General features: G+C 70.1%; 26 protein-coding genes and 1 CRISPR repeat array (1 of these 27 only partly in view). Of the genes, 16 read left to right on the top strand and 10 right to left on the bottom strand.

Translation table 11 applies throughout. From position 1 onward, the window contains the following. Window positions 1-218: a CRISPR direct-repeat array (repeat unit 28 nt; unit sequence GGACCACCCCCGCTCGCGCGGGGAAGAC); it begins 430 nt to the left of the window's first position. Window positions 219-551: 333 nt separating this feature from the next. The 4 genes from ABD798_RS03125 to ABD798_RS03140 form a co-directional block, all read right to left on the bottom strand. Next, window positions 552-1751: a hypothetical protein gene (locus tag ABD798_RS03125; protein ID WP_344870931.1), complete on the bottom strand. Its 1200-nt coding sequence runs from the start codon at window positions 1749-1751 to the stop codon at window positions 552-554. A gap of 84 nt (window positions 1752-1835) precedes the next feature. Further along, window positions 1836-2858, bottom strand: coding sequence for a hypothetical protein (locus tag ABD798_RS03130; protein WP_344870932.1), 1023 nt, complete (start codon window positions 2856-2858; stop codon window positions 1836-1838). Window positions 2859-2882: 24 nt separating this feature from the next. Next, a complete protein-coding gene (locus ABD798_RS03135) occupies window positions 2883-3236 on the bottom strand; it encodes a peptidase inhibitor family I36 protein (RefSeq protein ID WP_344870933.1) in 354 nt (117 codons plus the stop codon). 144 nt (window positions 3237-3380) lie between these two features. Beyond that, window positions 3381-4130 (bottom strand): peptidase inhibitor family I36 protein, encoded by a 750-nt coding sequence (locus tag ABD798_RS03140; RefSeq protein WP_344870934.1) that lies wholly within the window; start codon window positions 4128-4130, stop codon window positions 3381-3383. A 160-nt stretch (window positions 4131-4290) separates the two neighbouring features. On the opposite strand from ABD798_RS03140, the gene ABD798_RS03145 reads away from it, so the two are divergent. After that, on the top strand, window positions 4291-5286 hold the full coding sequence (locus ABD798_RS03145) for a TerC/Alx family metal homeostasis membrane protein (protein ID WP_344870935.1): 996 nt from the start codon (window positions 4291-4293) through the stop codon (window positions 5284-5286). 149 nt (window positions 5287-5435) lie between these two features. Continuing rightward, complete coding sequence (locus tag ABD798_RS03150) at window positions 5436-5687, top strand: hypothetical protein (RefSeq protein ID WP_344870936.1); 252 nt, start codon at window positions 5436-5438, stop codon at window positions 5685-5687. Between the two features lie 64 nt (window positions 5688-5751). Here the strand turns inward: ABD798_RS03150 and ABD798_RS03155 are convergent, their stop codons facing one another. Together ABD798_RS03155 and ABD798_RS03160 are read right to left on the bottom strand one after the other, a co-directional pair. Next, a complete protein-coding gene (locus ABD798_RS03155; protein ID WP_344870937.1) occupies window positions 5752-6570 on the bottom strand; it encodes an NAD(P)H-binding protein in 819 nt (272 codons plus the stop codon). Window positions 6571-6632: 62 nt separating this feature from the next. After that, window positions 6633-7532, bottom strand: coding sequence for a helix-turn-helix domain-containing protein (locus tag ABD798_RS03160; protein ID WP_344870939.1), 900 nt, complete (start codon window positions 7530-7532; stop codon window positions 6633-6635). A gap of 149 nt (window positions 7533-7681) precedes the next feature. On the opposite strand from ABD798_RS03160, the gene ABD798_RS03165 reads away from it, so the two are divergent. Beyond that, window positions 7682-8374: a type 1 glutamine amidotransferase domain-containing protein gene (locus ABD798_RS03165; RefSeq protein ID WP_344870940.1), complete on the top strand. Its 693-nt coding sequence runs from the start codon at window positions 7682-7684 to the stop codon at window positions 8372-8374. Between the two features lie 2 nt (window positions 8375-8376). Here ABD798_RS03165 and ABD798_RS03170 read toward each other — a convergent pair whose 3' ends face one another. Further along, window positions 8377-8940, bottom strand: a complete 564-nt coding sequence (locus ABD798_RS03170) for a C39 family peptidase (protein WP_344870941.1) — start codon at window positions 8938-8940, stop codon at window positions 8377-8379. A gap of 81 nt (window positions 8941-9021) precedes the next feature. Continuing rightward, window positions 9022-10413: an FAD-dependent monooxygenase gene (locus tag ABD798_RS03175; RefSeq protein WP_344870942.1), complete on the bottom strand. Its 1392-nt coding sequence runs from the start codon at window positions 10411-10413 to the stop codon at window positions 9022-9024. Window positions 10414-10479: 66 nt separating this feature from the next. On the opposite strand from ABD798_RS03175, the gene ABD798_RS03180 reads away from it, so the two are divergent. Together ABD798_RS03180 and ABD798_RS03185 are read left to right on the top strand one after the other, a co-directional pair. Continuing rightward, window positions 10480-11103 carry a TetR/AcrR family transcriptional regulator gene (locus tag ABD798_RS03180; protein WP_344870943.1) on the top strand — a complete coding sequence of 208 codons (624 nt, stop codon included), beginning with the start codon at window positions 10480-10482 and terminating at the stop codon, window positions 11101-11103. Between the two features lie 108 nt (window positions 11104-11211). Continuing rightward, window positions 11212-11481 carry a DUF6355 family natural product biosynthesis protein gene (locus tag ABD798_RS03185; RefSeq protein ID WP_344870944.1) on the top strand — a complete coding sequence of 90 codons (270 nt, stop codon included), beginning with the start codon at window positions 11212-11214 and terminating at the stop codon, window positions 11479-11481. Between the two features lie 88 nt (window positions 11482-11569). On the opposite strand, the gene ABD798_RS03190 is transcribed toward ABD798_RS03185, so the two are convergent. Continuing rightward, window positions 11570-12106 carry a hypothetical protein gene (locus tag ABD798_RS03190; protein ID WP_344870945.1) on the bottom strand — a complete coding sequence of 179 codons (537 nt, stop codon included), beginning with the start codon at window positions 12104-12106 and terminating at the stop codon, window positions 11570-11572. 107 nt (window positions 12107-12213) lie between these two features. Here ABD798_RS03190 and ABD798_RS03195 point away from each other — a divergent pair, with 107 nt between their 5' ends. The 6 genes from ABD798_RS03195 (at window position 12214) to ABD798_RS03220 (ending at window position 16626) form a co-directional block, all read left to right on the top strand. Then, window positions 12214-12795, top strand: a complete 582-nt coding sequence (locus ABD798_RS03195; RefSeq protein ID WP_344870946.1) for a TetR/AcrR family transcriptional regulator — start codon at window positions 12214-12216, stop codon at window positions 12793-12795. A gap of 57 nt (window positions 12796-12852) precedes the next feature. Then, window positions 12853-13557 (top strand): hypothetical protein, encoded by a 705-nt coding sequence (locus ABD798_RS03200; RefSeq protein WP_344870947.1) that lies wholly within the window; start codon window positions 12853-12855, stop codon window positions 13555-13557. A 5-nt stretch (window positions 13558-13562) separates the two neighbouring features. Continuing rightward, a complete protein-coding gene (locus ABD798_RS03205) occupies window positions 13563-14186 on the top strand; it encodes an SMI1/KNR4 family protein (RefSeq protein WP_344870948.1) in 624 nt (207 codons plus the stop codon). A 190-nt stretch (window positions 14187-14376) separates the two neighbouring features. Further along, complete coding sequence (locus ABD798_RS03210; RefSeq protein ID WP_344870949.1) at window positions 14377-14889, top strand: hypothetical protein; 513 nt, start codon at window positions 14377-14379, stop codon at window positions 14887-14889. A 4-nt stretch (window positions 14890-14893) separates the two neighbouring features. Then, window positions 14894-15643: a hypothetical protein gene (locus ABD798_RS03215; RefSeq protein ID WP_344870950.1), complete on the top strand. Its 750-nt coding sequence runs from the start codon at window positions 14894-14896 to the stop codon at window positions 15641-15643. A gap of 113 nt (window positions 15644-15756) precedes the next feature. Further along, window positions 15757-16626, top strand: a complete 870-nt coding sequence (locus ABD798_RS03220) for an AraC family transcriptional regulator (protein ID WP_344870951.1) — start codon at window positions 15757-15759, stop codon at window positions 16624-16626. Window positions 16627-16635: 9 nt separating this feature from the next. On the opposite strand, the gene ABD798_RS03225 is transcribed toward ABD798_RS03220, so the two are convergent. Next, window positions 16636-17802 carry an MFS transporter gene (locus tag ABD798_RS03225; protein WP_344870952.1) on the bottom strand — a complete coding sequence of 389 codons (1167 nt, stop codon included), beginning with the start codon at window positions 17800-17802 and terminating at the stop codon, window positions 16636-16638. 86 nt (window positions 17803-17888) lie between these two features. Here ABD798_RS03225 and ABD798_RS03230 point away from each other — a divergent pair, with 86 nt between their 5' ends. The 5 genes from ABD798_RS03230 (at window position 17889) to ABD798_RS03250 (ending at window position 20852) form a co-directional block, all read left to right on the top strand. Next, window positions 17889-18458, top strand: coding sequence for an NADPH-dependent FMN reductase (locus ABD798_RS03230; RefSeq protein ID WP_344870953.1), 570 nt, complete (start codon window positions 17889-17891; stop codon window positions 18456-18458). Between the two features lie 20 nt (window positions 18459-18478). Further along, the gene (locus tag ABD798_RS03235; RefSeq protein WP_344870954.1) at window positions 18479-19114 is read left to right on the top strand and encodes a TetR/AcrR family transcriptional regulator; all 636 of its coding nucleotides are present in this window, start codon (window positions 18479-18481) and stop codon (window positions 19112-19114) included. 170 nt (window positions 19115-19284) lie between these two features. Next, complete coding sequence (locus ABD798_RS03240) at window positions 19285-19608, top strand: DUF6355 family natural product biosynthesis protein (RefSeq protein WP_344870955.1); 324 nt, start codon at window positions 19285-19287, stop codon at window positions 19606-19608. Window positions 19609-19635: 27 nt separating this feature from the next. Next, entirely contained in the window at window positions 19636-20058 is a 423-nt protein-coding gene (locus tag ABD798_RS03245; protein WP_344870956.1) for a hypothetical protein, read from the top strand. Then, entirely contained in the window at window positions 20055-20852 is a 798-nt protein-coding gene (locus tag ABD798_RS03250; protein WP_344870957.1) for a hypothetical protein, read from the top strand. Before ABD798_RS03245 ends, ABD798_RS03250 begins: the two co-directional genes overlap by 4 nt. Window positions 20853-20927: the final 75 nt, after the last annotated feature.

Consider the following 20927-nt stretch of genomic DNA (forward strand, 5'->3'; position numbering starts at 1 on the left):
TGTCGGGGGACCACCCCCGCTCGCGCGGGGAAGACGGACACCGGCTCGAACCCGCCATCCGCCAGTGGGGACCACCCCCGCTCGCGCGGGGAAGACCCCGCGCTGCTGCTCGCCGAGCGCGGTCACCGGGGACCACCCCCGCTCGCGCGGGGAAGACGAAGACCGGACCGGGGGGTTCGGGTTGGGTGAGGGACCACCCCCGCTCGCGCGGGGAAGACACTTCCTGACCTGGTGGTTTGTGCGAGGTTGGCGCTGTTCTGCATGGGTTTGCCGGTGAGCGTAGGACATGCCGGGCGGCCAACTCGCGCTGGCTCGATGAGAGGTGCAGGCATCGACGGTGGTCGTTGTCTGGTCGGCGGTGCTCGCGGTCGCGTCGGTGCCGGTGGTTCTGGCGATCGCGTTCATGACGAGCTGCGGCGACAACCTGTGGTAGCCGCCGCGCCTGCCTGGCGAGCCGCGCGAACGCCTCGTTTGGTGCGTTGAACGCCCTGAATGACTCATTCGGGGAGTTGAGGTACCTCAATGAGTCATTCAGGGCGTAAGCGCGCGGATCAGGTTGGTGGGCGGCCGAAGGCGCTGCGGAGGTGGAGGCGCGCGCGTCGGCTCGCCAAGCGCACGGGAGCTAGGACGGAGTCCCGCGCCCACCGGGCCGAGGCGACTACAGCTGCCCGCGCCCATCGTGCCGAGGCGATCACGGCTGCTCGTACCCGTCGCGCTGAGGCGAGGATGGCGGCCCACACCCATCGCGTTGGTGCGACGACGATCGCCCGGGTCGCGGTGCGCACCGCGTGGCCGATCGGCACGAGGACCAAGCGATAGACAGCCTTCGCTGGGCGGATGACGACGTATCGCACCACCGCGACGATGCCGCGCCACAACGGTAGCGCCACGCGACGGTACGCCCACAAGAACGCCGAAGCGATCGCGCGGCCGAAGATCAGCAGGCCTTGCCGGACTCGGCGGTAGGCCCACACCAGAGCAGAGCCGAGGAGCCGGAACACGGTCCCCAGCGCCACCCCGCAGAGCCGGAACAGCGTCCGCAGAGCCGTGCCGAGCCTCCGGAACACCGCCCGGAGCGCCGCGCCGAAAGCTCGCGCTGCTGAGCGGGTCCACCGGCCGCTCGGCGCGAGCGCGGAGTGCCACACCCATCGCACCGGGAAGAACGCGGTGTGGAGAAGCTTGCCAACGGCGACGCTCACGACGAGCACGCCACGGCCGATCGGGGCGAGCACCATCCAGACGACGCGCAAGAACGCGATGAGCACTGCCAGGACAGCTCGCCCGAACGCTCCAGCGGCTTTGCGAACTCCTTGGCGTGCAGGGCGAACCACGACGCGCGACAGCGCTCGGAACCCCCAGCGCACCCCACGCACGGTACTGCGGCCTGACGCTCGCAGGGCGGCGCCGGTCGGACGGAGGAGGTAGGTCAGGACGAACCGACCGGAAGCACGCAGAGCGCGGCCGAGCAGGGAGAAGACGAAGTGCCCAGCCGCATAGGCCGGGCGGAGCACGCGGAGCAGCAGGAAGCGGCCGACAGCACGGAAGCCTCGCCCCAAGGGAGCGAACAGCCAACGGCGCAGGAAACCAGCCAGTGCCACACCGAGCCTGCCGACCGCGCGCAGCGGGCGCACCACGAGGAATCGGCCGGTGGCCTTGAGCCATTCCCAGACGAGCGTCACCGGCACCACGATCACTACGGAGATCGCGCGCGCGATCCACACCACCCAACGTGGCGTCTGCGGGTCCTCCACGGCGCCTCCCTCGCTCATGACCGGTGAACGCGCGGCACGCGAATTTGGTGCCGGTGCCCCGGGACGGAGCACCGGCACGAGGGATCAGCTCCTGATCGGGACGGCGAAGACGTGGCTCATGTCGGAGTCGTGGGTCTTGGTGGAGCCGCGTGAGTCCGGCAGGCCCACCGCTGTGCCCTGCACTCCGCCGTCCATACCGCCCTGCCACTTCACCTGGACGTAGGCGTTGAACCGCTGTTCGCAGTCAGGCCGGATGGTGAAGTCGGGAAGGTGCAGCGGGACGTAGTGGTGGTGCACGGAGTACGACATCTCGCGGGTCGTCGTGGTGGCGTTGCTGGACTGGCAGAGCTTGTCGCCGTTCCACTGGTTGACGAAGAGCGTGAAGGTGGCCGTCGAGGTCGGCGGCTTGGTGCAGTCCTTGCCCGGCCCCGGGTAGCACGTCTTGTACTCGGTGTCGGCGAAGACGCTGAGCTTCTTGGTTCCCGGTGCGAGCGTGAAGAACGGCAGCGCGGGCTCACGCGCGACGTCCTCGGGGCCGACGCGCACCAGGCCGCGCGGCGTGGAGCGCTGGGCGGGCACACCGGCGGTGGTGTTGTCGACGGAGGTGTCGGCGAACTCCAGGAACCCGCTGTGCAGCTGGAATCTGGCGTCCAGCTTGTCCCGCAGCGTCGCGGCGCGGACGTAGGCGGTGCAGGTGACCTTCGTGGCGACGCCAGGGTGCACCAGGAACCGGGTGGTGAGCTGGACGTCCTCCTTGTCCGGCTCCGCGGAAGCACCCTTCTGCAGGATGTTCTGCCCAGTCACGAAGTTCTGCTCACCGCCGGGCCAGGTGCATCGCACCTCATTGTCGAACAGCGAGCGGTAGGTGGCCGAGTTCCCGCGCATCACCGAGCGGACGTAGGCGGTCTGGGTCGCCGACATCTGCAGCTGCACGCTGCCCAGCGCCTTGACCTCCTGGTCGAACTTCGGCTGACCGGGCTCGGGCACCTTCGGCGCGAGCACCGATTGCGGCGTGAACTCGACGTGGGTCGCGGCGCTCGCGGTCGCCACCGGGGGCAGCACGACCAGCAACAGGGCGCTGAGAACGAGGAACGGTATTCGCTTCACCTGTGATCTCCTTTCTCTCAGCGCCTACGGCAGCAGGATCTTGTCGATCTTGTCGTTCCAGCTGCCGAGCGAGGCGTAGTCGCCGTTGTAGGTCTTGTGCTGGTCAGGCCGAGCGGCGAGCACGTTCGTCGCCCGGAAGCTGCCGCCGCGCCTGTCCCTGATGCTGGAGGCCTTGTCGCGGAAGCCCCAGTCCGCGAGGTCCTTCTCTCCGGACAGGTTCCACTTCAGCATCCGGCCACCGAAATCGCTGTGCTCGTAAAGGCACACGTATCCGGAAGGGCACACCTGGCTTGCGGTTTCCGCGGTGGCGGGCGTGACCACCGTGGTTGTGGCCGCCAGTGCGAGAACGGCGGCGGCGCCGATCTTGAAGAGCTTCATCGATCATCCCCTCTACGCCAGGACTTCTGACGGGGCGACCGTAGGAAGCGGTCCGGCGACGGGGGAAGCGCCCTGGTTCGGCCATGGTCAAATCAGGGTGTACGTGCAGCTCAGGGATTTGGCCAGCGGAGCTGTCCGGTCAAATCACGGTCGTGCGGAGCCGGTGCAGAACCAGTGGGCGCCCGGCAGCGACGAGCTGTCCTGACTGCTGTCGCCCGCGCGGATGCTCCGAACGTTGACCTTCGCCGCGTCATAGAAATGAGCGGCTGTCGGAAGGTTGTTGTCGTAGGAGAAAACGGCGTCCTGCAAATCGTAGATGGCAAGCTGCCAGCAGGTGTTCTGCCGCTTGGTCCGGAAATTCATGTCATCGAAGCCGATGTTGCGGTAGAGGCACAGCCATCCCGCCTCGCACGGCTCGGCGATCGTGGTCGGCGCCGGTCGCTCCGATCGCGGCCACAGCACGACAACGGGCAGCACGCCGAGCGCGGCGACCGCACCCAGCGCCCACCACGCGCGCCGCCTGGGCCGAGGGGGCACCGAAGGGACTTCCACAGGAGCAGCCTTGGCGTTTGCCTGGTCCCACCGCTGCCGCCACTGCGCGTGAACTCGCTGCTCGTCCTGGCCGAGCACGCCGACGGCGAGCGGCCGGACGAACTCCCACGTCGTGTCCCAGGAAGGCAATTGCGCGCCGCGCGCCGCCGCGGACAACGCCGATTTCGAAGCCAGCGCGCCGTGGTCCTGGCGCATGGTGTCGTAGGACGGATCTCCCGCGAGCTGCTTGAGCTCCCACAACTGCCGTGCGAAGACCGCGGCCGGTTCCGCGCCCTCGGGAGCCTTGCTCGTCCGTCCTCTGCGCCCGGCTTTCGTCGTCTCGCCACCCATGGTTCCCCCCACGTCACGGACCGCCGACCCCGCAGTATGGCAGTCTCTGACGACGAGGGGAGTACTTCCGCTTGGGCCTGCCCGGTCAGTACGGACGCCTGGATGGTGTCCTCGGGAGGCCGCCCGCTGAGGGTGAAGGAGACCTCGAACGCGAGACGTTCGAGGAGGACGTGTGTCCGCACCCTTCACACTCACTGAGGCTGCCGCGCCAACGGGTTCGATCGGTTCCGGTTGGCTCTGGGCGGTCAGCGTCGCCGTCCTGCTGGGCCTGCTGGTAGCCGACTTCCTGGTCACCCGGCGCCCGCACGAGGTGTCCCTGCGCGAAGCCGTTGGCTGGTCGGCCTTCTACCTCGCCCTGCCGCTGCTGTTCGGGCTCTGGTTGTGGTCGGCGTTCGGCGGCGCTCCCGCGCTGGACTTCATCACCGGCTTCATGGTCGAGAAGTCGCTGTCGGCGGACAACCTGTTCGTGTTCATGCTCCTGCTGACCGCATTCGCCGTGCCCGCCGAGGTGCAGCAGCGGGTGCTGCTCTACGGCATCGCCGGAGCACTGGTGCTGCGCGCGGTGTTCATCGCGGCCGGAGCCGCTCTGCTCCAGGCGGGCACGTGGGCCTTCCTGGTGTTCGGGCTGATCCTGTTCCTCTCCGCGATCAAGATCCTTCGCCAGGCGCTCTCCGGCCACGCGGGCGAGCAGGACACCTCGCGGATGCGCTCGGTGCGCCTGCTGCGCAGGCTGATGCCCGTCACCGAGGACTACCGCGGCACCCGCATGGTGGTCCGGGAGAACGGACGACGCGCGCTGACCCCGTTGGCGGTCGTGGTGGTGGCGATCTTCGCGACCGACGTGGTGTTCGCCGTCGACTCGGTCCCCGCGGTCTTCGGCATCACCGACGACCCGTACTTGGTGTTCACCACCAACGCTTTCGCGCTGCTGGGCCTGCGGGCGCTGTACTTCGTGCTGCGCTCCGCGCTGGCCAAGCTCGTCCACCTCAACCACGGGCTCGCGATCATTCTGGCGTTCATCGGCGTCAAGCTGGTGCTGCACTGGGCGCACGGGATCTGGCCCGCGGTGCCCGAGGTGCCGACGCCGCTCTCGCTCGCGGTCATCGTGCTCGTCCTCGCCACCGTCACGCTGACCAGCTGGCTGGCCCGCCGCAGGAACCGACCGTGATCGCCACCGCGCTCGCCGACGTCGGCGCGGCCGCGCTCCTGCTCATCGCGTTGCTGATCACGTGCGCCGCGCTGAGCGATCCTGGCCCGCCCGGGGGACCGCGCCGCTGATTCCCCCTGCTCGCAAGGGATCGCGTGGTAGGGATGCCCATGACAACCGCGCCCCCACCGTCCCGGCTGCCGCAGTGCGAGTTGTGCGGCGGCACCCAGGTCGGCAATCTCGGCTTGGTGAGCGGGCACCACGTCGGGATCCACCCGCACGCCCGGACGCTGTGGGCGCGCCCGCTGTCGACCTTGAACGCGGTGGTGTGCTTGCAGTGCGGGCACACCAAGTTCTTCGCCGCCGACCTGGCGGAGATCCAGAAGGAGGCTCGCGAGCACCCGGAGCGCTTCACCTGGTGACCCCATGCGCGAGGTGATCCACGGGCCGAGCAGCCTCCCCGTCGCTCGGTGAGCGGCTTGGTGCTCAGACGAACAGGCTCGCGTTCTCGGCGGCCCAGTCGGCGAAGGTGCGCGGCTGCCGGCCGGTGACGTCCTGAACGACCGAGGTCGGGACACCCACGGTCGCGGGAACCGTCGCCCACATGGTCAGCATGAAGTCGATGCCCTCCTCCGGCCAGCCCTGCGACCGCCACAGCCCGCGCGCCTGCTCGTCGGTCAGCTCCGTGAAGCCGAGTTCCCGTCCGGTCGCGGCGCTGATGGCCCGGACCTTGTCGGCCGGGGTGAGCCCCTCGGGGCCGGTCACCCGGTAGGACTTGCCCGCGTGGCCACCGTTGGCGAGAACGGTGGCCACCACCGCGGCGAAGTCGGCGATGTCGACCGAGGCGGTCCGCCGCGCGCCGTAGGGCTCCTCGACCACTGCGGCGTCGCGGATGGACTGGGCCCAGCCCAGCGTGTTGGACATGACGTCGATCGGCAGCAGGACCGTCCACTCCAGGTCGGATTCCCGCAGCGCCTGCTCCACCGGGCCGTCGGTCCCCGTGGCGAGGACGGTGACGCGGCGCACCCCCGCCCGCCGTGCCAGCTCCACGAGCCGGGGGCCGGTGGCGAGCGGGATGACGTCGCTCCCGGTGGCGCTGAGCAGGTGGACCGCCGTGACGCCCCGCAGCGCGGGCTCGACCGTCTCGGGTTCGGTCAGGTCACCCTCGACGACCTCGACGTCGCCGGGCAGGTTCGCGGCGGCGGCGTCCCTGGTCAGCGCGCGCACGCGGTGACCGCGCCTGAGGAGTTCCTCCACCACCGCGGACCCGATGGTTCCGGTCGCTCCGGTCACCAAGATCGTCATCTGCTCGCCCCTCGTCCTGGCGGGCCAGGTCTTCCGGCCCGCCGGCGGAACGTATCCGCCGATCAGGACAGGAACGGTCCTAGTTCCGGCGCCGAGGGTGCCGAGGGTGCCGAGGACGCGGTCCAGCTGGCGAGGAGGTTCATGGCCCTGCGCGACGGCGAGCCGTCCTCGGTGGTGTAGACGAACAGCGTGGTGTCCGGATCACCGGGCGGGGTGAGGGTCTCGTACTCGACGGTCAGCTCCCCGACGAGCGGGTGGCGCAGCCGTTTCGAGCCGTGCGTGCGCTGGTGGACCCGGTGCTGCTCCCACCACCGCGTGAACTCGCGGCTGTGCGCGCGCAGCTCGGCGGCCAGTTCGGCGGTCGCTCGGTCGTCGGGGTCCCGGCCGACCTCGAACCGCAGGCTCTCGACGGCGGCCCTCGCCTGGTCCTGCCAGTCCACGAACAGCGATCGCGCGTCCGGGTCCAGGAACATCCAGCGGGCGTAGTTGCGCTGTGGCGCCGGGATCTGGTCGAAGTCGGCGAACAGTGCTTTGGCCATCCGGTTCGCGGCCAGGATGTCGGTGCGGCGGCCGAGGACGAGCGCGGGTTCTCCGTCGAGGGCGTCGAGGAGCTGGTGCAGGCCCGGGCGCACGCGCTGGGCGTCACGGGCTCGGGGGCGGGGCGGCGCCGAGGTCAGGCCGATGAGGTCGACGAGGTGCGCGCGCCCGGCGGAGTCGAGTTCGAGCGCGCGGGCGATGGCCTCGACCACGGCCGAGGACGGCACGATGCGCCGGCCTTGTTCCAGGCGGGCGTAGTAGTCGGTGGACACGCCAGCCAACCGAGCGACTTCCTCCCGCCGCAGACCGGGAACACGGCGGACGCGCCCGTCGGGCGGCAGGCCCGCCCGCGCCGGGTCGACCTGCGCACGGGCGCGTCGAAGGAAATCGGCGAGTTCGCGGTTGGTGCCGGCCACGGTCCCCATTGTCGTCGAACCGCCGCACCGCCGCCTGGACCTGTGCGTCCTAGGTTGCCGCGTCCGAGCCCGCGCAGGGCGCGTGATGGGCGCCCGGAGCGGCCTCCGCTCGGACACGCTTGAGCAGTCCGGTGAACGACGAGAGAAGGAACGATCTCGTGAGCAAGGTTCTGATCGTCATGTCCGCGGCGAGCACGTGGGAGCGCACCGACGGCTCGTCCTACCCGACCGGCTACTGGGCGGAAGAGCTGGCGGCGCCGCACCAGAAGTTCGTCGAGGCCGGTCACACGGTCGACTTCGCCTCTCCAGGTGGGGTGCGGCAGCCGCTCGACCAGCACAGCGCCGACCCGGAGATCGCCGGTCCCGACTGCGCCCGCCACGTCGAGCACGCCGAGCGGGCGTTGCGGGAGTTCGGCCCGCTGCTCAAGCTCGACGAGATCGGCCTCGACGACTACGCGGCCGTGGTGCTTCCCGGTGGGCACGGGCCCGTCGTCGACCTCTACCGGGACGCCGACCTCGGACGACTGCTGGTCGAGGCCGACGTCACCGGCAAGCTCATCGGTGCCGTCTGCCACGGCCCGGCCGCTCTGCTGTCCGCTGTGGACCCGGACGGCCGGTGGCACTTCGCCGGGCGGGAGATGACGGCGTTCACCGACGAGGAGGAGCGGCTCTTCGGCACGGCTGAGGCCGCACCGTGGTTGCTGGCCGGCCGACTGCGCGAACTGGGCGCGAAGCATTCCGGCGGACCCGCCTACCAGGCGTTCACCGTTCGCGACCGCAACCTGTTCACCGGCCAGAACCCGGCTTCGAGCGGGCCGATGGCCGAGGCCATGGTTTCCGCTCTGCGCTGAGGTCAGGCCACGATCGCCTTGATCGGGATCTGGCTCACGTCGAGCCAGCGGGAGGGCGGCACGTTCTTCCAGCCGGGGCGCTGCGCGACCGGGTCGTGGACGAGCACGCTGCGGCCGTCGACACCGGCGACCGCCACCCAGTGGTCGACGCCCTGTGGGTAGCCGGGCAGCGCGCCCTTGATCGCGAGCGCGATCGGCACGCCGTGGCGCAGGTCCTCCCGCGCCGCTTGGACCAGGTGGTCCTTGGCCGCGCGCTGGTCCATCTTGTCGCCTTCGATCACGCGGTAGGTGTGGCGCTTCTGCAGCTTGTTCAAGCCGTCGCGCATGCCCCACCTGTTGGTCTCGTTGTTGGTGTAGTAGCCCACCGGCCCCTTGAGCTGCTCGACGCTCATGGAGACGCCGAGCGGCCCGAGGACCATCTTCGCCGTGGTGGGTCCGCAGGTGGTGCCGTCCGGCTGCTGCGACCACGTGACGGGGACTTCGACGCGGGACTGCGCGGAGGCGGGGGCCGGGGCGGCGATGGCGAGGGACAGCGCGAGCAGTCCCAGTACGCCGAGGTGCTTCATCGAGTGCTCCTGTGGTGACGGCGCCGTCCCCTCGTGGGACGGCGCCGTTCACGGTGCAGCGTCAAGTGCGCAGGTCAGCGTTCAGCTGAACAACTCCGCCAGGTACTTCAGCACCGGCTCGGCATCGGTGCTGATCACCGCGATGTGGTGGTCGGGCCGGATCAGCGCGACCGCGTCGCCCTCGATGCCGAAGCCCTCCGCGTGGGCTCCCGCGCGCACGGTGTCGGGGTGCGCGGCGGCGACCTGGTCCCGCGCGGCCCGGCCGGAATCGCCGAACCCGAGCACGGTGAACAGCGGTCCCGCCGCCGAGCCGGTCGGCGCGCGGTCGCCTGCCTGGAGATCGCCGAGGCTGCCCGCCGCGAGGGAGCTCCAGCGGTAGTTGATGCCGAGCCCGCTGACCTCGGTGACCGCGACGGTGTCCAGCCCGGTGCCCGGCACGTGCAGCTTCGCCATCGCCGCGTCGAGCCGCTCGGAAGAGAGGTTCAGCGTCCACGCCGCGATCGGCAGCCGCTCCTCCTGGTAGGTGTTCAGCAACGCCTGATCGGCGCGGCCGGAGGCCACCAGTGCGAGCTTCCACCCGAGGTTCCACGCGTCCTGGATGCCGGTGTTCATGCCGAGTCCGCCCGCGATCGGGTGCACGTGCGCGGAGTCGCCCGCCAGCAGCACCCGACCCGCGCGCAGCTGCTCGACCATGCGGACGTTGATCCGCCAGCTCGACAGCCAGGTCGCGTTGCGCAGCCGCATCCCACGCACGCGTGCGTGGCGTTCGAAGCGCCGTTGGAAGGACTCCAGCGACGGCTCGATCATGCTGCCGTCGTCGGCGAACTCGGGCGCGGTCTGCACCTGCCACGCCGAGGTGCCGCGGAACGGGCAGAGCATGAACGCGCCCTCGTCGTCGACCCACTGGTGCCAGTACTCGCGGTCGAGCCCGTCGAGCTCGACGTCACCGCAGATCATCGACTGCTCCCGCGCGCTCTCGCCGACGAAGGCGAGGCCGAGCAGCCTGCGCACAGTGCTGCGGCCACCGTCGCAGCCGACCAGGTGGCCCGCCTCCGCCGTGCCGCCGTCGGCGAGTTCGACCACCACGCGGTCCTCGGTCTGGGTGAAGCCGACCAGCTCCGCGCCGAACTCGACGCGCACCCCGTGGGCGGCGAGCTGCTCGCGCAGGATCTTCTCCACGCCGGTCTGGGGCAGGAACAGCGTGCTCTCGCCGAAGGGCGCGCTGTCGCTGATGTGCTTGCCGTTGAAGTACTTCCGGTACTTCTGGCCTGCCGTGCCGATCTCCGCGATCGCCGGGCCGACGCCCAGATCGGTGAGGACCTCCACGCTGCGGGCGTGCAGGGTCTTGCCGCGCGAACCGGTCTGCGGCTCGGGCGAGCGCTCCAGCACCCGCACCCGGATCCCCCTGCGGGCGAGGTCGAGTGCGAGGACAAGTCCGGTCGGCCCGGCTCCACTGATCATCACGTCGCTCATGCCGTCCAGTAAAACACAACTCGGTTATGTTTTTAACTGAGTAACGACACCTGGTAGGCTGTGGTCATGAGCGGGCTGAGGGATCTGAAGAAGGAACGCACGCGCCAGGCGCTCTCCGACGCTGCCATCGCGCTGTTCCTGGCCAGAGGCTTCGACCGGGTCTCCGTCGCCGACGTGGCGGCCGCGGCCGAGGTCTCCAAGCCGACCCTGTTCCGCTACTTCGACTCGAAGGAGGACCTGGTCCTGCACCGCGCCGCCGACCACTTCGGCGAGGCTGCCCGCGTGGTCCGCGACCGCGCGCCGGACCAGACGCCGATTTCCGCGCTGCACCAACACTTCCAGCGCGGTCTCGACGAGCGCGCCCCGACGACGGGCCTGTGCGACGCGCCGGACGTGCTCGCCTACCACCGGCTGGTCTTCGACACGCCCGGCATCGCCGTCCGGCTGCGCGAGCTCACCGCCGAGGACACCGCCTCGCTCGGCGAAGCGCTGCGCGCGGCGGCTCCGGACGACCTGATGTCCCGGCTCGTCGCCGCGCAGTACGCCGTCGTGCGCGAGATCCTGGCCCGCGAGAACTGGGCCAAGCTCGCTTCGGGGCGCACTGCGACGGACGTCCACCCCGAAGCGGCGGCGGCGGCGGACGCGGCGTTCGGTCTTCTCGCGCGAGGCGGCGCGCCTCACGGCTACTAATGGCCGATTTCACCGCAGCATGAAGTCTTTGTGCACGCGTTTCGCAATGGTTAATTTGCGCGAGGCAGTGCAGATTTCATACGTGAAAGAACTGAGGTCATCGTGTCCATGAGGTTGTTGTCCGCCGCGCTCGTGCTGTCCGCGTCTGCGGTCGGGCTTGTCGGTGCCACTCACCCGGCTGAGGCCGCACCGTTGGCGCACCCGTGCGGTTACTACGTCATCCAGAACAACGCCTATTACAACCACTGCGGTTCGGGGAACGTGACCATCCACATCGAGAAGCTGTTCGGTGACAAGGAACAGTGCGTCACCCCGGGCCACACGCCGATCGGCCTCCAGCCGTTCACCACGTTCGCCTATTACGTGAGGCCGTGCTGATCGCCTGATCCCGCCGGGATTTGCGCGTCTTCAAAGCCACCCAACCCCCCTCCCGGCAAGGGAGCGGGGGTTGTGGCGTCTTGAGGCATCACGAGCGGGCGAGGCGCACCGCTGAGGCGAGGAAGAACAGGCCGCCGACGGTGGCGTAGCCGGCAAGCGTGGTCAGCGAGGCGTCGGGCTGCGCGGCCTGCAGGACGAAGTACGTTCCGACGATCGCGGACAGGCCCCCGCTGAGGATCATCGCCCACTGGCCGCCGAGAGCGCGGCGGCTGAGGCCGACGGCGAGCTGGACGAGGCCCGAGACGATCGCCCAGATCCCCCACACGCGCAGGACCGCCGGGATGCCGGAGGTGACCGCGACGGCGAGGCCGATCCCGGCGAGTCCGCTGATCGCGATGTTCACGTACAGGCCGAGCGCGGGCTTGGCGCCGCGCGACGAGCGAAGGTCGACGACGGCCGCGAGGACGTCGAACAGGGGATAGGCCACGAGCAGCGCAATGCTGAGCGGGCCGAGCGTCGACGCGCTGGTGAACAGCAGTCCGGCCCACACGAGCGCGAATCCGAAGCGGAGGAAGTACAGGCGCCGCAGCGGGACGGCGGGCGCGGCGGTCGTGGTGGCGCTCACGGGGGCTCCTTCGACGGTAGGGAGAACGTTCGTTCTGTCGAGAGCGTGGCACGCGGACGCGAGCCACGTCAAGACCGAACGTTCTCCCTCCTGCTATCGTGGTGACCGTGACGAACGTCCAAGGGCAGGTCTCCGAAGCGCGGTCCCGGCTGCTCGCCACGGCGACGCGGATCTTCTACGCGGAGGGCATCCACTCCGTCGGCGTCGACCGGATCGTCGCCGAGGCGAAGGTGACCAGGGCGACGCTGTACCGGCACTTCCCCGGCAAGGACGACCTGATCGCCTGCTACCTCAAGGAAGCCGACCAGGCCATCCGGAGCCAGGCGGCCGCCGTCGCCGCCAAGGGGATGTCGGCCTCGGACACCCTGTGGGCCGTCGCCGAGTCGATCGCGGAGAGCATCCGGTCCCCGGGCTTCAGGGGGTGCGCCTTCCTCAACGCCGCGGCGGAGTACCCCGACCCCGAGCACCCCGTGCACCAGGCCGTCCTCGCGCACCGCCAGTGGTTCGCGCAGATGATCACCGACCTGCTCGCGCGCGTCGGGGACACGCCCGCCGAGCCCGCCGCGCGGCACCTCGTCCTGCTGCGGGACGGCGCGATGGCCACCGGCTGCCTCTCCGATCCCGAGCCGATCTGCGAGACCTTCCTGTTGGGAGTCGAAGGCCTGCTGCGGCTCCGCGCCGCCGCGTGAGGTTGTTTTCGTGAATCACCGGGCACGGCGCCGGAGCTACCGCTAGCCTCCGCCGCCGTGAAGACGAGCATCGCCGTCGCTGTGCTGCTGGGCGTCGTGCCGGCACCAGCGGCTGAGACCTACGACGAGTTCTCCATGCTGAGCGCCAAGTCCGCCGGGATCGTGGTGGACAGCGCGGGCACCCCCGCCAGCCAGTGGGCGTGGCGGCCGGAGGGCCCGGGCAAGTCGGTGATCAGGTGGGACGTGCCGTCGAACTGGAACCGGCCGGGCGACGGGCAGGAGCACTTCGTCCGCGACGGCGACTGGCTCTACCTGGACGGCTACCAGAACCAGTCCAGCGGTACCTACAACGCGCAGCGCGTGACCTCCGAGCAGATCGGCGACGGGAACTGCGCCGACCTCAAGCCGCTGCCCGGCCACAAGGGCCAGCAGCACTACGCGCGGTGGACGATCCCGGCTCAGGCGTACTGCCTGGTCGCCGAGGGAACCATCACCACGCCGCAGGGCGTCGTCCGCTTTAAGCACCAGCAGGTGTGGTCGCCGCCGACGACCTGCCAGACGCGGTTCCACGGTGCCGTGCGCTGCGTCCGGCAGGTCGAGCGCTGGTGGGACGACAACGGGCATCCCTTCCAGCTGCGGATCGAGCGCTCCCAGGACCTCGGCAAGGGACTGGGCATGGGGTTGGCCATCCACTCCACGGTCGGCGGCGGCAAGCCGATCGACTGGCGCGCGGATCTGCGCAACGTCTGGACCTGGACGTAGCGGCGGTGAGCGACCTCGCGGAGTCCTGGCGTCTGATCGACGCCTGGCTCGCGCGGAACGCGCCGTCGGAGCTCGCGCTCCTCAATCCGCCTGCCACGCCCGGGGAGATCCAGGCGGCGGAACGGGCTCTCGGTGCTCGGCTGCCCGCTGAGCTGACGGAATCCCTGCTGTGCCACAACGGGATGTCCGCCTGGACGACGATCTTTCCCGAGCAGTCGCCGCTGTCGGTGAGCGGGCTCGTGCAACAGTGGCGGACGTGCATGGACATCGCGGGGGAGAACGACGGCCTGACCGCTCGCCCGTGGGACGAGCAGCCGTGGTGGCACCCGCTGTGGGTTCCCTGGGCGGGAAGCGCGGGCGGCTCGGTCCAGGTGATCGATCTGCGACCCGGCCCCGGCGAGGGGCGCCTGGGCTGGGCGGGGCACGGCGGTGGCGGTGACTTCACCGATTCCTGGCCCGATCTGGCGAGCCTGCTGCGCGCGGTCGCCCGGGCGCTGCACGAGGGCGGAGACGTTCGCGGGCTGTGGCCGTACCTCGCTGCCGACGGCGCGCTGTGGTGGGACGAGCAGGGGAGCGTGGAACTCGACGGCCGACCCTTGACCATCGCCCCGCGTTCTGGTGTCTATTAATCGAACCGCGTTCTTTCCTTTTGTGTCAGCGTTTTTGTGGAGTTCGTTCTCGAACGTGGCTGTCCGTTTACTCGAATGGCGGTACCGGTGCTGGTTTGCGTGCGCGAACGTCGAATGGCATCGCCCGTTGTGGTGCGGAAACCGGGGGGTCTCCGCGGGGCGATGAGCAGACCTAGGGGGAATGGTTCTCATGCGCAATCGCACGATGAAGATCGTTGTCGCGGTGTCCGCGTTCGCGGTGGCTCTCGCCGGGCCCGCCGCCGCGGCGGAAACCGGGGAAACGGCTCCGCAGTCCGCGCTGAGCGAGGGCAGCGGCACGGTCGAGGTGATCGCCACACCGGCCCCGGGCGCTCCTGGCGCCCAGGCGGTGATCCGCTGTGTCGGCGGAACGGACAACCCGCACAAGTCGCACACCGATCCGCGGCGGGCGAACGTGCACGTGAACATCACGTGCTCGGCGAACGTCGCCAGGATCGCGGTGCGGGGCGCGATCTACCGCGACGGGGCGCTCGCGGGCACCTCGGCCCGCAACCACGTCACGACGGGGCGCAAGAGCGCGGCCAACCACGCGAACACGGCCTGCCGCAACAACCACCTCTACGGGAGCTGGGTCGGCGGGGAGATCACGTTCCCGCCGAACTACGTGCCGCCCACCGGGAAGATCTCGGCGTTCGGCAGGTCCGCCCGGATCACGAACTGCTGATCGCATGACGGCACAACCGGTACCGGCGGCGACCGCTCGCGCTTCGGCGTGGGTGGTCACCGCCGCCGACCGCGTTTTCGGCGGCACGGTCGGAGATCTCGTGCCCGTTCGGTTCCCGGCCTACGCGCGGGTGTTCCACCCGGCCCTCCGCGTCGGTGCTCCGGTCCGGTGGAGCGAGGTGGCCACCGCGCACGGCCGCGCGATGCACCCGCTCGCGCAGTGGGCGCAGCTGAACCCGCCTTCGCCCGGTGAGACCTCGCGGCCCGAGCAGTGGGGCAGCGACCTCCGGCCGATCACCGCTCGGCTGGCGGTCTGGGACGAGGAGCCCGTGCTCGGGTCGATGCCCGCGATGGTCGCCGCCGAGCTGGTCTCCGTGCTCACCAAGCACACCAGGACGCCCGGCCGGTGCTGGTTCGCGGTGTGGGACGGCTACGGCGCCCTGTCCGCGCGGTGGCGCGCCGCGCCGTCCTTCGAGCTGTTCGGCCGCGACATGGCACTGCTGTCCGGCAGCATCGCCTCAGCAGCTTTCTCTTTGTCCGACAAGCCTTTCGAGGATCTGTACGCCAATATGTGGTGGCCGAGCGACCACTCGTGGTGCGTGGCGACCGACGTGGACATGATGACCACCTACGTCGGCGGCAGTGCCGAAGCGGTCGAAGCTCTGGTGCGCAACGACTTCCTGGAAGTGCTGCCCGCGGCGGCCGAGCACTCGGTGACGTGGGACTCCGACACGGTCAACCACGCGAGGCCCTGAACGCCGGGCCGCGCTGGCGGTGCTGCGCCGGTCAGCGAATGATCGGATCGGTTCGCCACGGTCGGGCGCGCGCGGGGTGCGCTCGGTCAGGGTTGAGGTCGAAGGGAGGCCACATGATCTCGGCACTCAACCGGCTCGTCGATCTCGTCGAGGAGCACCTCGGCGAGGAGTTCGACCTCGCCGGATTGGCCACGGCGCTCGGCACGACCGAGTACCACCTGCGTCGGATGTTCTCGTCCTTGGCGGGCATGCCGCTGTCGGAGTACGTGCGCCGGCGCCGCATGACCGTCGCCGCCGCGGACGTCGTGCGCGGCGAGGACGACCTGCTGGGCATCGCCGTCCGGCACGGCTACGGCTCGACCGAGGCGTTCGGGCGGGCGTTTCGGGCGGTGCACGGCGCCAACCCCGGTGACGTCCGCCGTGACGGTGGCCCCCTTCGCACACAACCGCAGCTCAGGTTCCGCCTGACCGTTGAAGGGAGCACCCCCATGGACACCCGCATCGCCGATCACCCCGCGTTCCGGCTCGTCGGGCACGCAACGCGTGTCCCGCTGATCCACGTCGGCGTCAACCCGCACATCCAGCAGCACATCGCCGCGCTGCCGCAGGAGGAGCACGCGCGGCTGAAAGCGCTCAGCGACACCGATCCGCGTGGTCTGCTCCAGGTCTGTGACGACCTCGACCCGGACGGCACGGAAGGCACCGAGCTGACCTATCTGCACGGGGTCGCCCTCGCTGAGGGCACGCCGGCTCCCGATGACCTGGACGTGATCGAGGTCCCAGCGGGCAGGTGGGCGGTCTTTCGCACCTCAGGGGCTTATCCGCAGACGTTGCAGAGCACCTGGGCGGCGACCGCGACCGAGTGGTTCCCGTCGAACCCGTGGCGCCTGCGGCCGGGCCCCTCGATCGTCACGGTCCTGGACCGCTCGGCGGACTTCAGCTCCGCGACGTGCGAGCTGTGGCTGCCGGTCGAGCCGAGCTGACCTCGCCCGTCAGCTGATCAGGAGGGTGGCGAGCGCCGGGCCGAAGGCGCCGCCGAGCTGGTAGCACAGCGTCAGCAGGCCGAGCGCGGCCGGCCGGTCGGCGCTCGGCGTGGCCCTGCCGAGAACTCCGGCGTACCAGGCCATCCCGGCGGTGGCGGCGAACACGGCGAACCCCGTCGCCGCCGCCACCGCGGAGGGCCAGGTCGTGATCAGCGGCAGGGCCGCGCCGACGGCTCCGGCGGTCATGATCACCGGGCCGAGCCGGGACGCGTACCTCGTTGCCAGGAGCGAGGCCGTGGAGCCAGCGGCCAGCGCGATGAGCGTGATCATGCCGATCCGGTCGCTGGACCACTGCGCTCGCAGGAGCAGCGGCACGGTGTAGAGCACCGCGAAGTAGGCCGTCGACAACGCGCACGCCGCCGTCGCCGCGACGCGGAAAGCGTGTGATCGCAACACTTTTCGTGGAACGAATCCCTCGGGGCGCAGCGTGACGTTCCGGGCGAGCAGGACGCCCATCGCCGCGCCCGATGCCAGGCCTGCCACCGGAAAGCGCGGGACGAGCACCAGTGCGCTGGCCAGTCCCAACACCAGCACGAGGCCGACGGAGTCGCCGGCGCTCGTGCCGACGGGGTCGTGGTGCTCGGGTAGGCGGCGCAGGACCGCGGGCACCGCGAGCAAGGCGAGCAGGGACAGGCAGAGCGCGACGCGCCAGGAGAACTCTGACAGCGTTGAGCCCGCCAACGGTCCGAAGGCGCCGACGAGCCCCACACCGGCGGTGATCGCGCCGGTCCGCCGGGGTGTCGCGGCGAGCCCGATGGCGAGCGTGACCAGGCCGCCGCCGCCCGCGGCCTGCGCGGCCCGCCCGACGAGCAGGACGAGCAGCGTCGGGGCCAGCGCGACGAGCAGCGTGCCGAGCAGGACGAGTGCCGCGTTGACGAGGACCGCGACACGGGGACCTCGGGAGCGCAGAAGCCCTGCGGTCAGGGGCGTGCCGACGACGGCGGCCCAGCCGAACGCGGTGGCGGTCCACGTCGCGTCGGCGACGGAGACCTGCAGCTCACGCGCCAGATCGGGGATGGCGGTGGTCGCGCTGTTCGCGCTGAGCGAGGTCGGCGTGGCGAGCAGGGCGAGGGACAGGACGGGTACCCGCCGGTCGCGGGAAGTCGGAGCGGCCATGCCGCCAAAGTACACCGACTAGTGCAAATTCTGCACTGTATGGTTTACTTCGGACGGCTGAGCGATCCGAGAGAACGGAGAAGGACATGCGCGAGCTGAACGTCCTGGCGGTGTCAGGCAGCCTGCGGGCGGGATCCCACAACACCGCGCTGCTGCACGCGGCCGCCAAGCTCAACCCCGGCGGGCTCGTGATCGAGATGGAGCGGGATCTCGGCCGGATTCCGCTCTACGACCAGGACCTGGACGCCGCAACGCCGCCTCCGCCGGTCGCGGCGCTGCGAGCGCGGGTCGCGGCGGCCGACGCGCTGCTGATCGCCACGCCGGAGCACAACGCCTCGATTCCCGCAGTGCTGAAGAACGCCATCGACTGGATCAGCACCGCGCCCGGAGGCCTGCTGCTCGGCAAGCCGGTGGCCATCGCGGGCGCTTCTCCCGGTCCGTTCGGCTCGGTGCGCGCGCAGCTCGCCCTGCGCCAGATCCTCGCATCGGTCGGAGCGGAGGTCGTGGTCAAGCCCGAGGTCACCGTCTTCCGGTGCGACACACGCATCGGCGAAGACGGCGTTCTCGCCGACCCGTACACCGCGGACCTGCTCCGTGACCTGCTCGGCGCGCTCGCCCGCAAGGCAAGCCGAAGCCTCGTAGACTGCACCGAGTAGTTTCGTTCAAGGGAGGCGTCGTGGCCGCTGGGCAGCCCGAATCGCACGGCAGGCCGGAGAAGCGGCGGGCGATCACCCGCGCCGCCCGCAAGGTGTTCGGCCGCGAGGGCTACACCCGCGCCAGCGTCGACGCGATCGCGGCGGAGGCCGGGGTCTCGAAGCGGACGATCTACAACCACTTCGCCGACAAGGAGCGACTGTTCCTCGACGTCGCCCTGGAGGGCGCCGACGAGGTCACCGCCGCGATCGCCCAGATCGTGGACCGGCACCTGCACAAGATCGTCGACCTGGAGCAGGACCTGATCGACTTCTCCCTGGACCGGGTCGCCGCCGTCACCGCGTTCCCCGACCACTTCGCGCTGGTCCGCGCGATCGAGGCGGAGGCGGCCCGCATCCCGGGCCCGGTGCTCAAGGCGTGGGTCGACGCGGGCCCGCAGACCGCCCACCTGCGCCTGGCCCCGCACCTGCGCCGGATCGCCGACCGCGGCCTGCTGGAGATCGGCGACGCCGAGCAGGCCGCCGCCCACCTGACTCTGCTCACCATCACCGACGTCAACCAGCAGACCTTCTACGGTGCCGTCCCGCTGGCCCCCTCGGAGATCAGCAGGATCGTCACGGCCGGGGTGCAAACGTTTCTCCGCGCCTACCGGATCTGACGGCGCTATTCCGGCGTTCTCGGGAAATTCGCGAAAAACTGCCAAGATCTTTCTTGTTCGGTGAATCGGTCTGGGCTCGCACTTTTCAGGTGTGCCTGAATGCGCTGACGTTCTTTTCCTTCGTGGCTACCGTTCTGGCTGATCAGCTCGTCCGGTGGAAAGGGAGCTTCATGCGCAGAAGACTTCGAGCCGCCATCGCGGTCGCGGCGGCGATCGTCGCCACGACGTCCGTCGTCACGCCCGCGAGCGCGAACCCGTCGGTCCTCGGCCCGTGCGGATACGACGAGTCAACTCCCGTCGGCCAGCCCGAGCACCGCCGTGATGCCAAGTACCACCACTGCGGCGACCACACTGTGAGCGTCCAGATCTACGTCGACCTCGCCACGCGGCCGGACTACACCTTCTGCACCCAGCGCATCCTCACACCCCATTGGTATTACCTCGGCAGTGCGAACGCCGTCAACTATGCCAGGTACACCGGCGTCCTCTGCTGACATCCGGTCTGATGGGAGGAATCACCGGTGGCCTGGTTCAACCAGGAGATGGCGCAGTACCGAGGCGAAATCTTCCGCACGAGCCGGTCAGAAGTCGCGGCCGGACACATCTGGATCATCCAGCTCCGTGACCGGACATATGCGCAGGACGGTTTCGAACAGCTCGGCGACGTCCGCCTCAAACAGGTGCCGATAGCCGAGCTCGACGCCTGGTACCGCGACCGCACGACGGCGACCTGGCGAGGGCAGCCCTTCGCCGTGTCCGGTATCCATGCCGGCAGGGCGAGCGTGGACTACCTCGGCAGGTCGCCGCTGTGGGCGAGGAGCAACGGGCTGGAGGGCAACCAGCGCGACGGCTTCTGTGGCAAGGTCAACTCCGACGAGCTGACGGACGTCCAGGTCGAGCGCATCGACCAGTTGGCTCGGTGGAGGGAGAAGCACGCGGGATGAGCACCCCACGGGCGGCGGATATCGGGCCGGAGACGATCCTGTGGAAGGCGGTGCACCCCGCGCTCGCGCAGCTGTACCTCGGCAACGTCGCCGTGCCCGGCAAGTTCGAGCCGCACCGCGCGGCCGGGGTCGTCGTCCAGGACCAGGACTTCCCGCAGGCTCTCGGCCTCGACGAGATCGAGGGCTGGCCGACGGGCACGCAGTACGCGTTGCGCTTCTCGGTCCACACCAAGGAGATCTTCGACGGTGACGTCATGGAGCTCACCGAACTCGCGGCCGGTACGGAGCTGTGGCGGATCGAGCCGGACTCCGAGCGGCAGAGCGTCGGCGAGTACGTCAACCGCCAGGTCGGCTGGACTCCCACGGGCGACGTCGGTTTCGGGCCCGGACGGTTCTGGAGCGCGCCGGTACCGCTGCGCACGACCGTCCGACGTGGACTGATCGGCCGCTACCGCGATCAGGACTTCGACATCGACTTCGCCGCCACTCCCGGCTCCGTGCTGTTGCACCCGCTGACCGGTGAGGCCGCGCCGCCCGAGTTCACCGAGCGGGTGCTGGAGGTGCCCGCCACGGCCGTCCAGGGCCTCGGGCTCGCGCGCAAGCTCTGCACCCACCGCGACGCCGAGTTCGAGATCATCGGCGTCATCGGGGACCACGCCGTGCTGCACTTCGTCGGCGAGAACCACGAGACGGCCCAGCACCTCGGTCTGTCCGAAGTGGACTTCCGGCAGTGGCGCGCCTTCGTGCACCGCAACGCGCTCCACGACATCCGCGACGAGTTCCGCCCCCTGTGAAGCCCACTCCGACCGAGCGGCCACGTGCTTCCGGGGCAGCGGAGTCGTTGCCGGGGACGTCGTGCCCGGTGCCTC

Source organism: Allokutzneria multivorans (assembly GCF_039537405.1).
Lineage (GTDB): Bacteria > Actinomycetota > Actinomycetes > Mycobacteriales > Pseudonocardiaceae > Allokutzneria > Allokutzneria multivorans.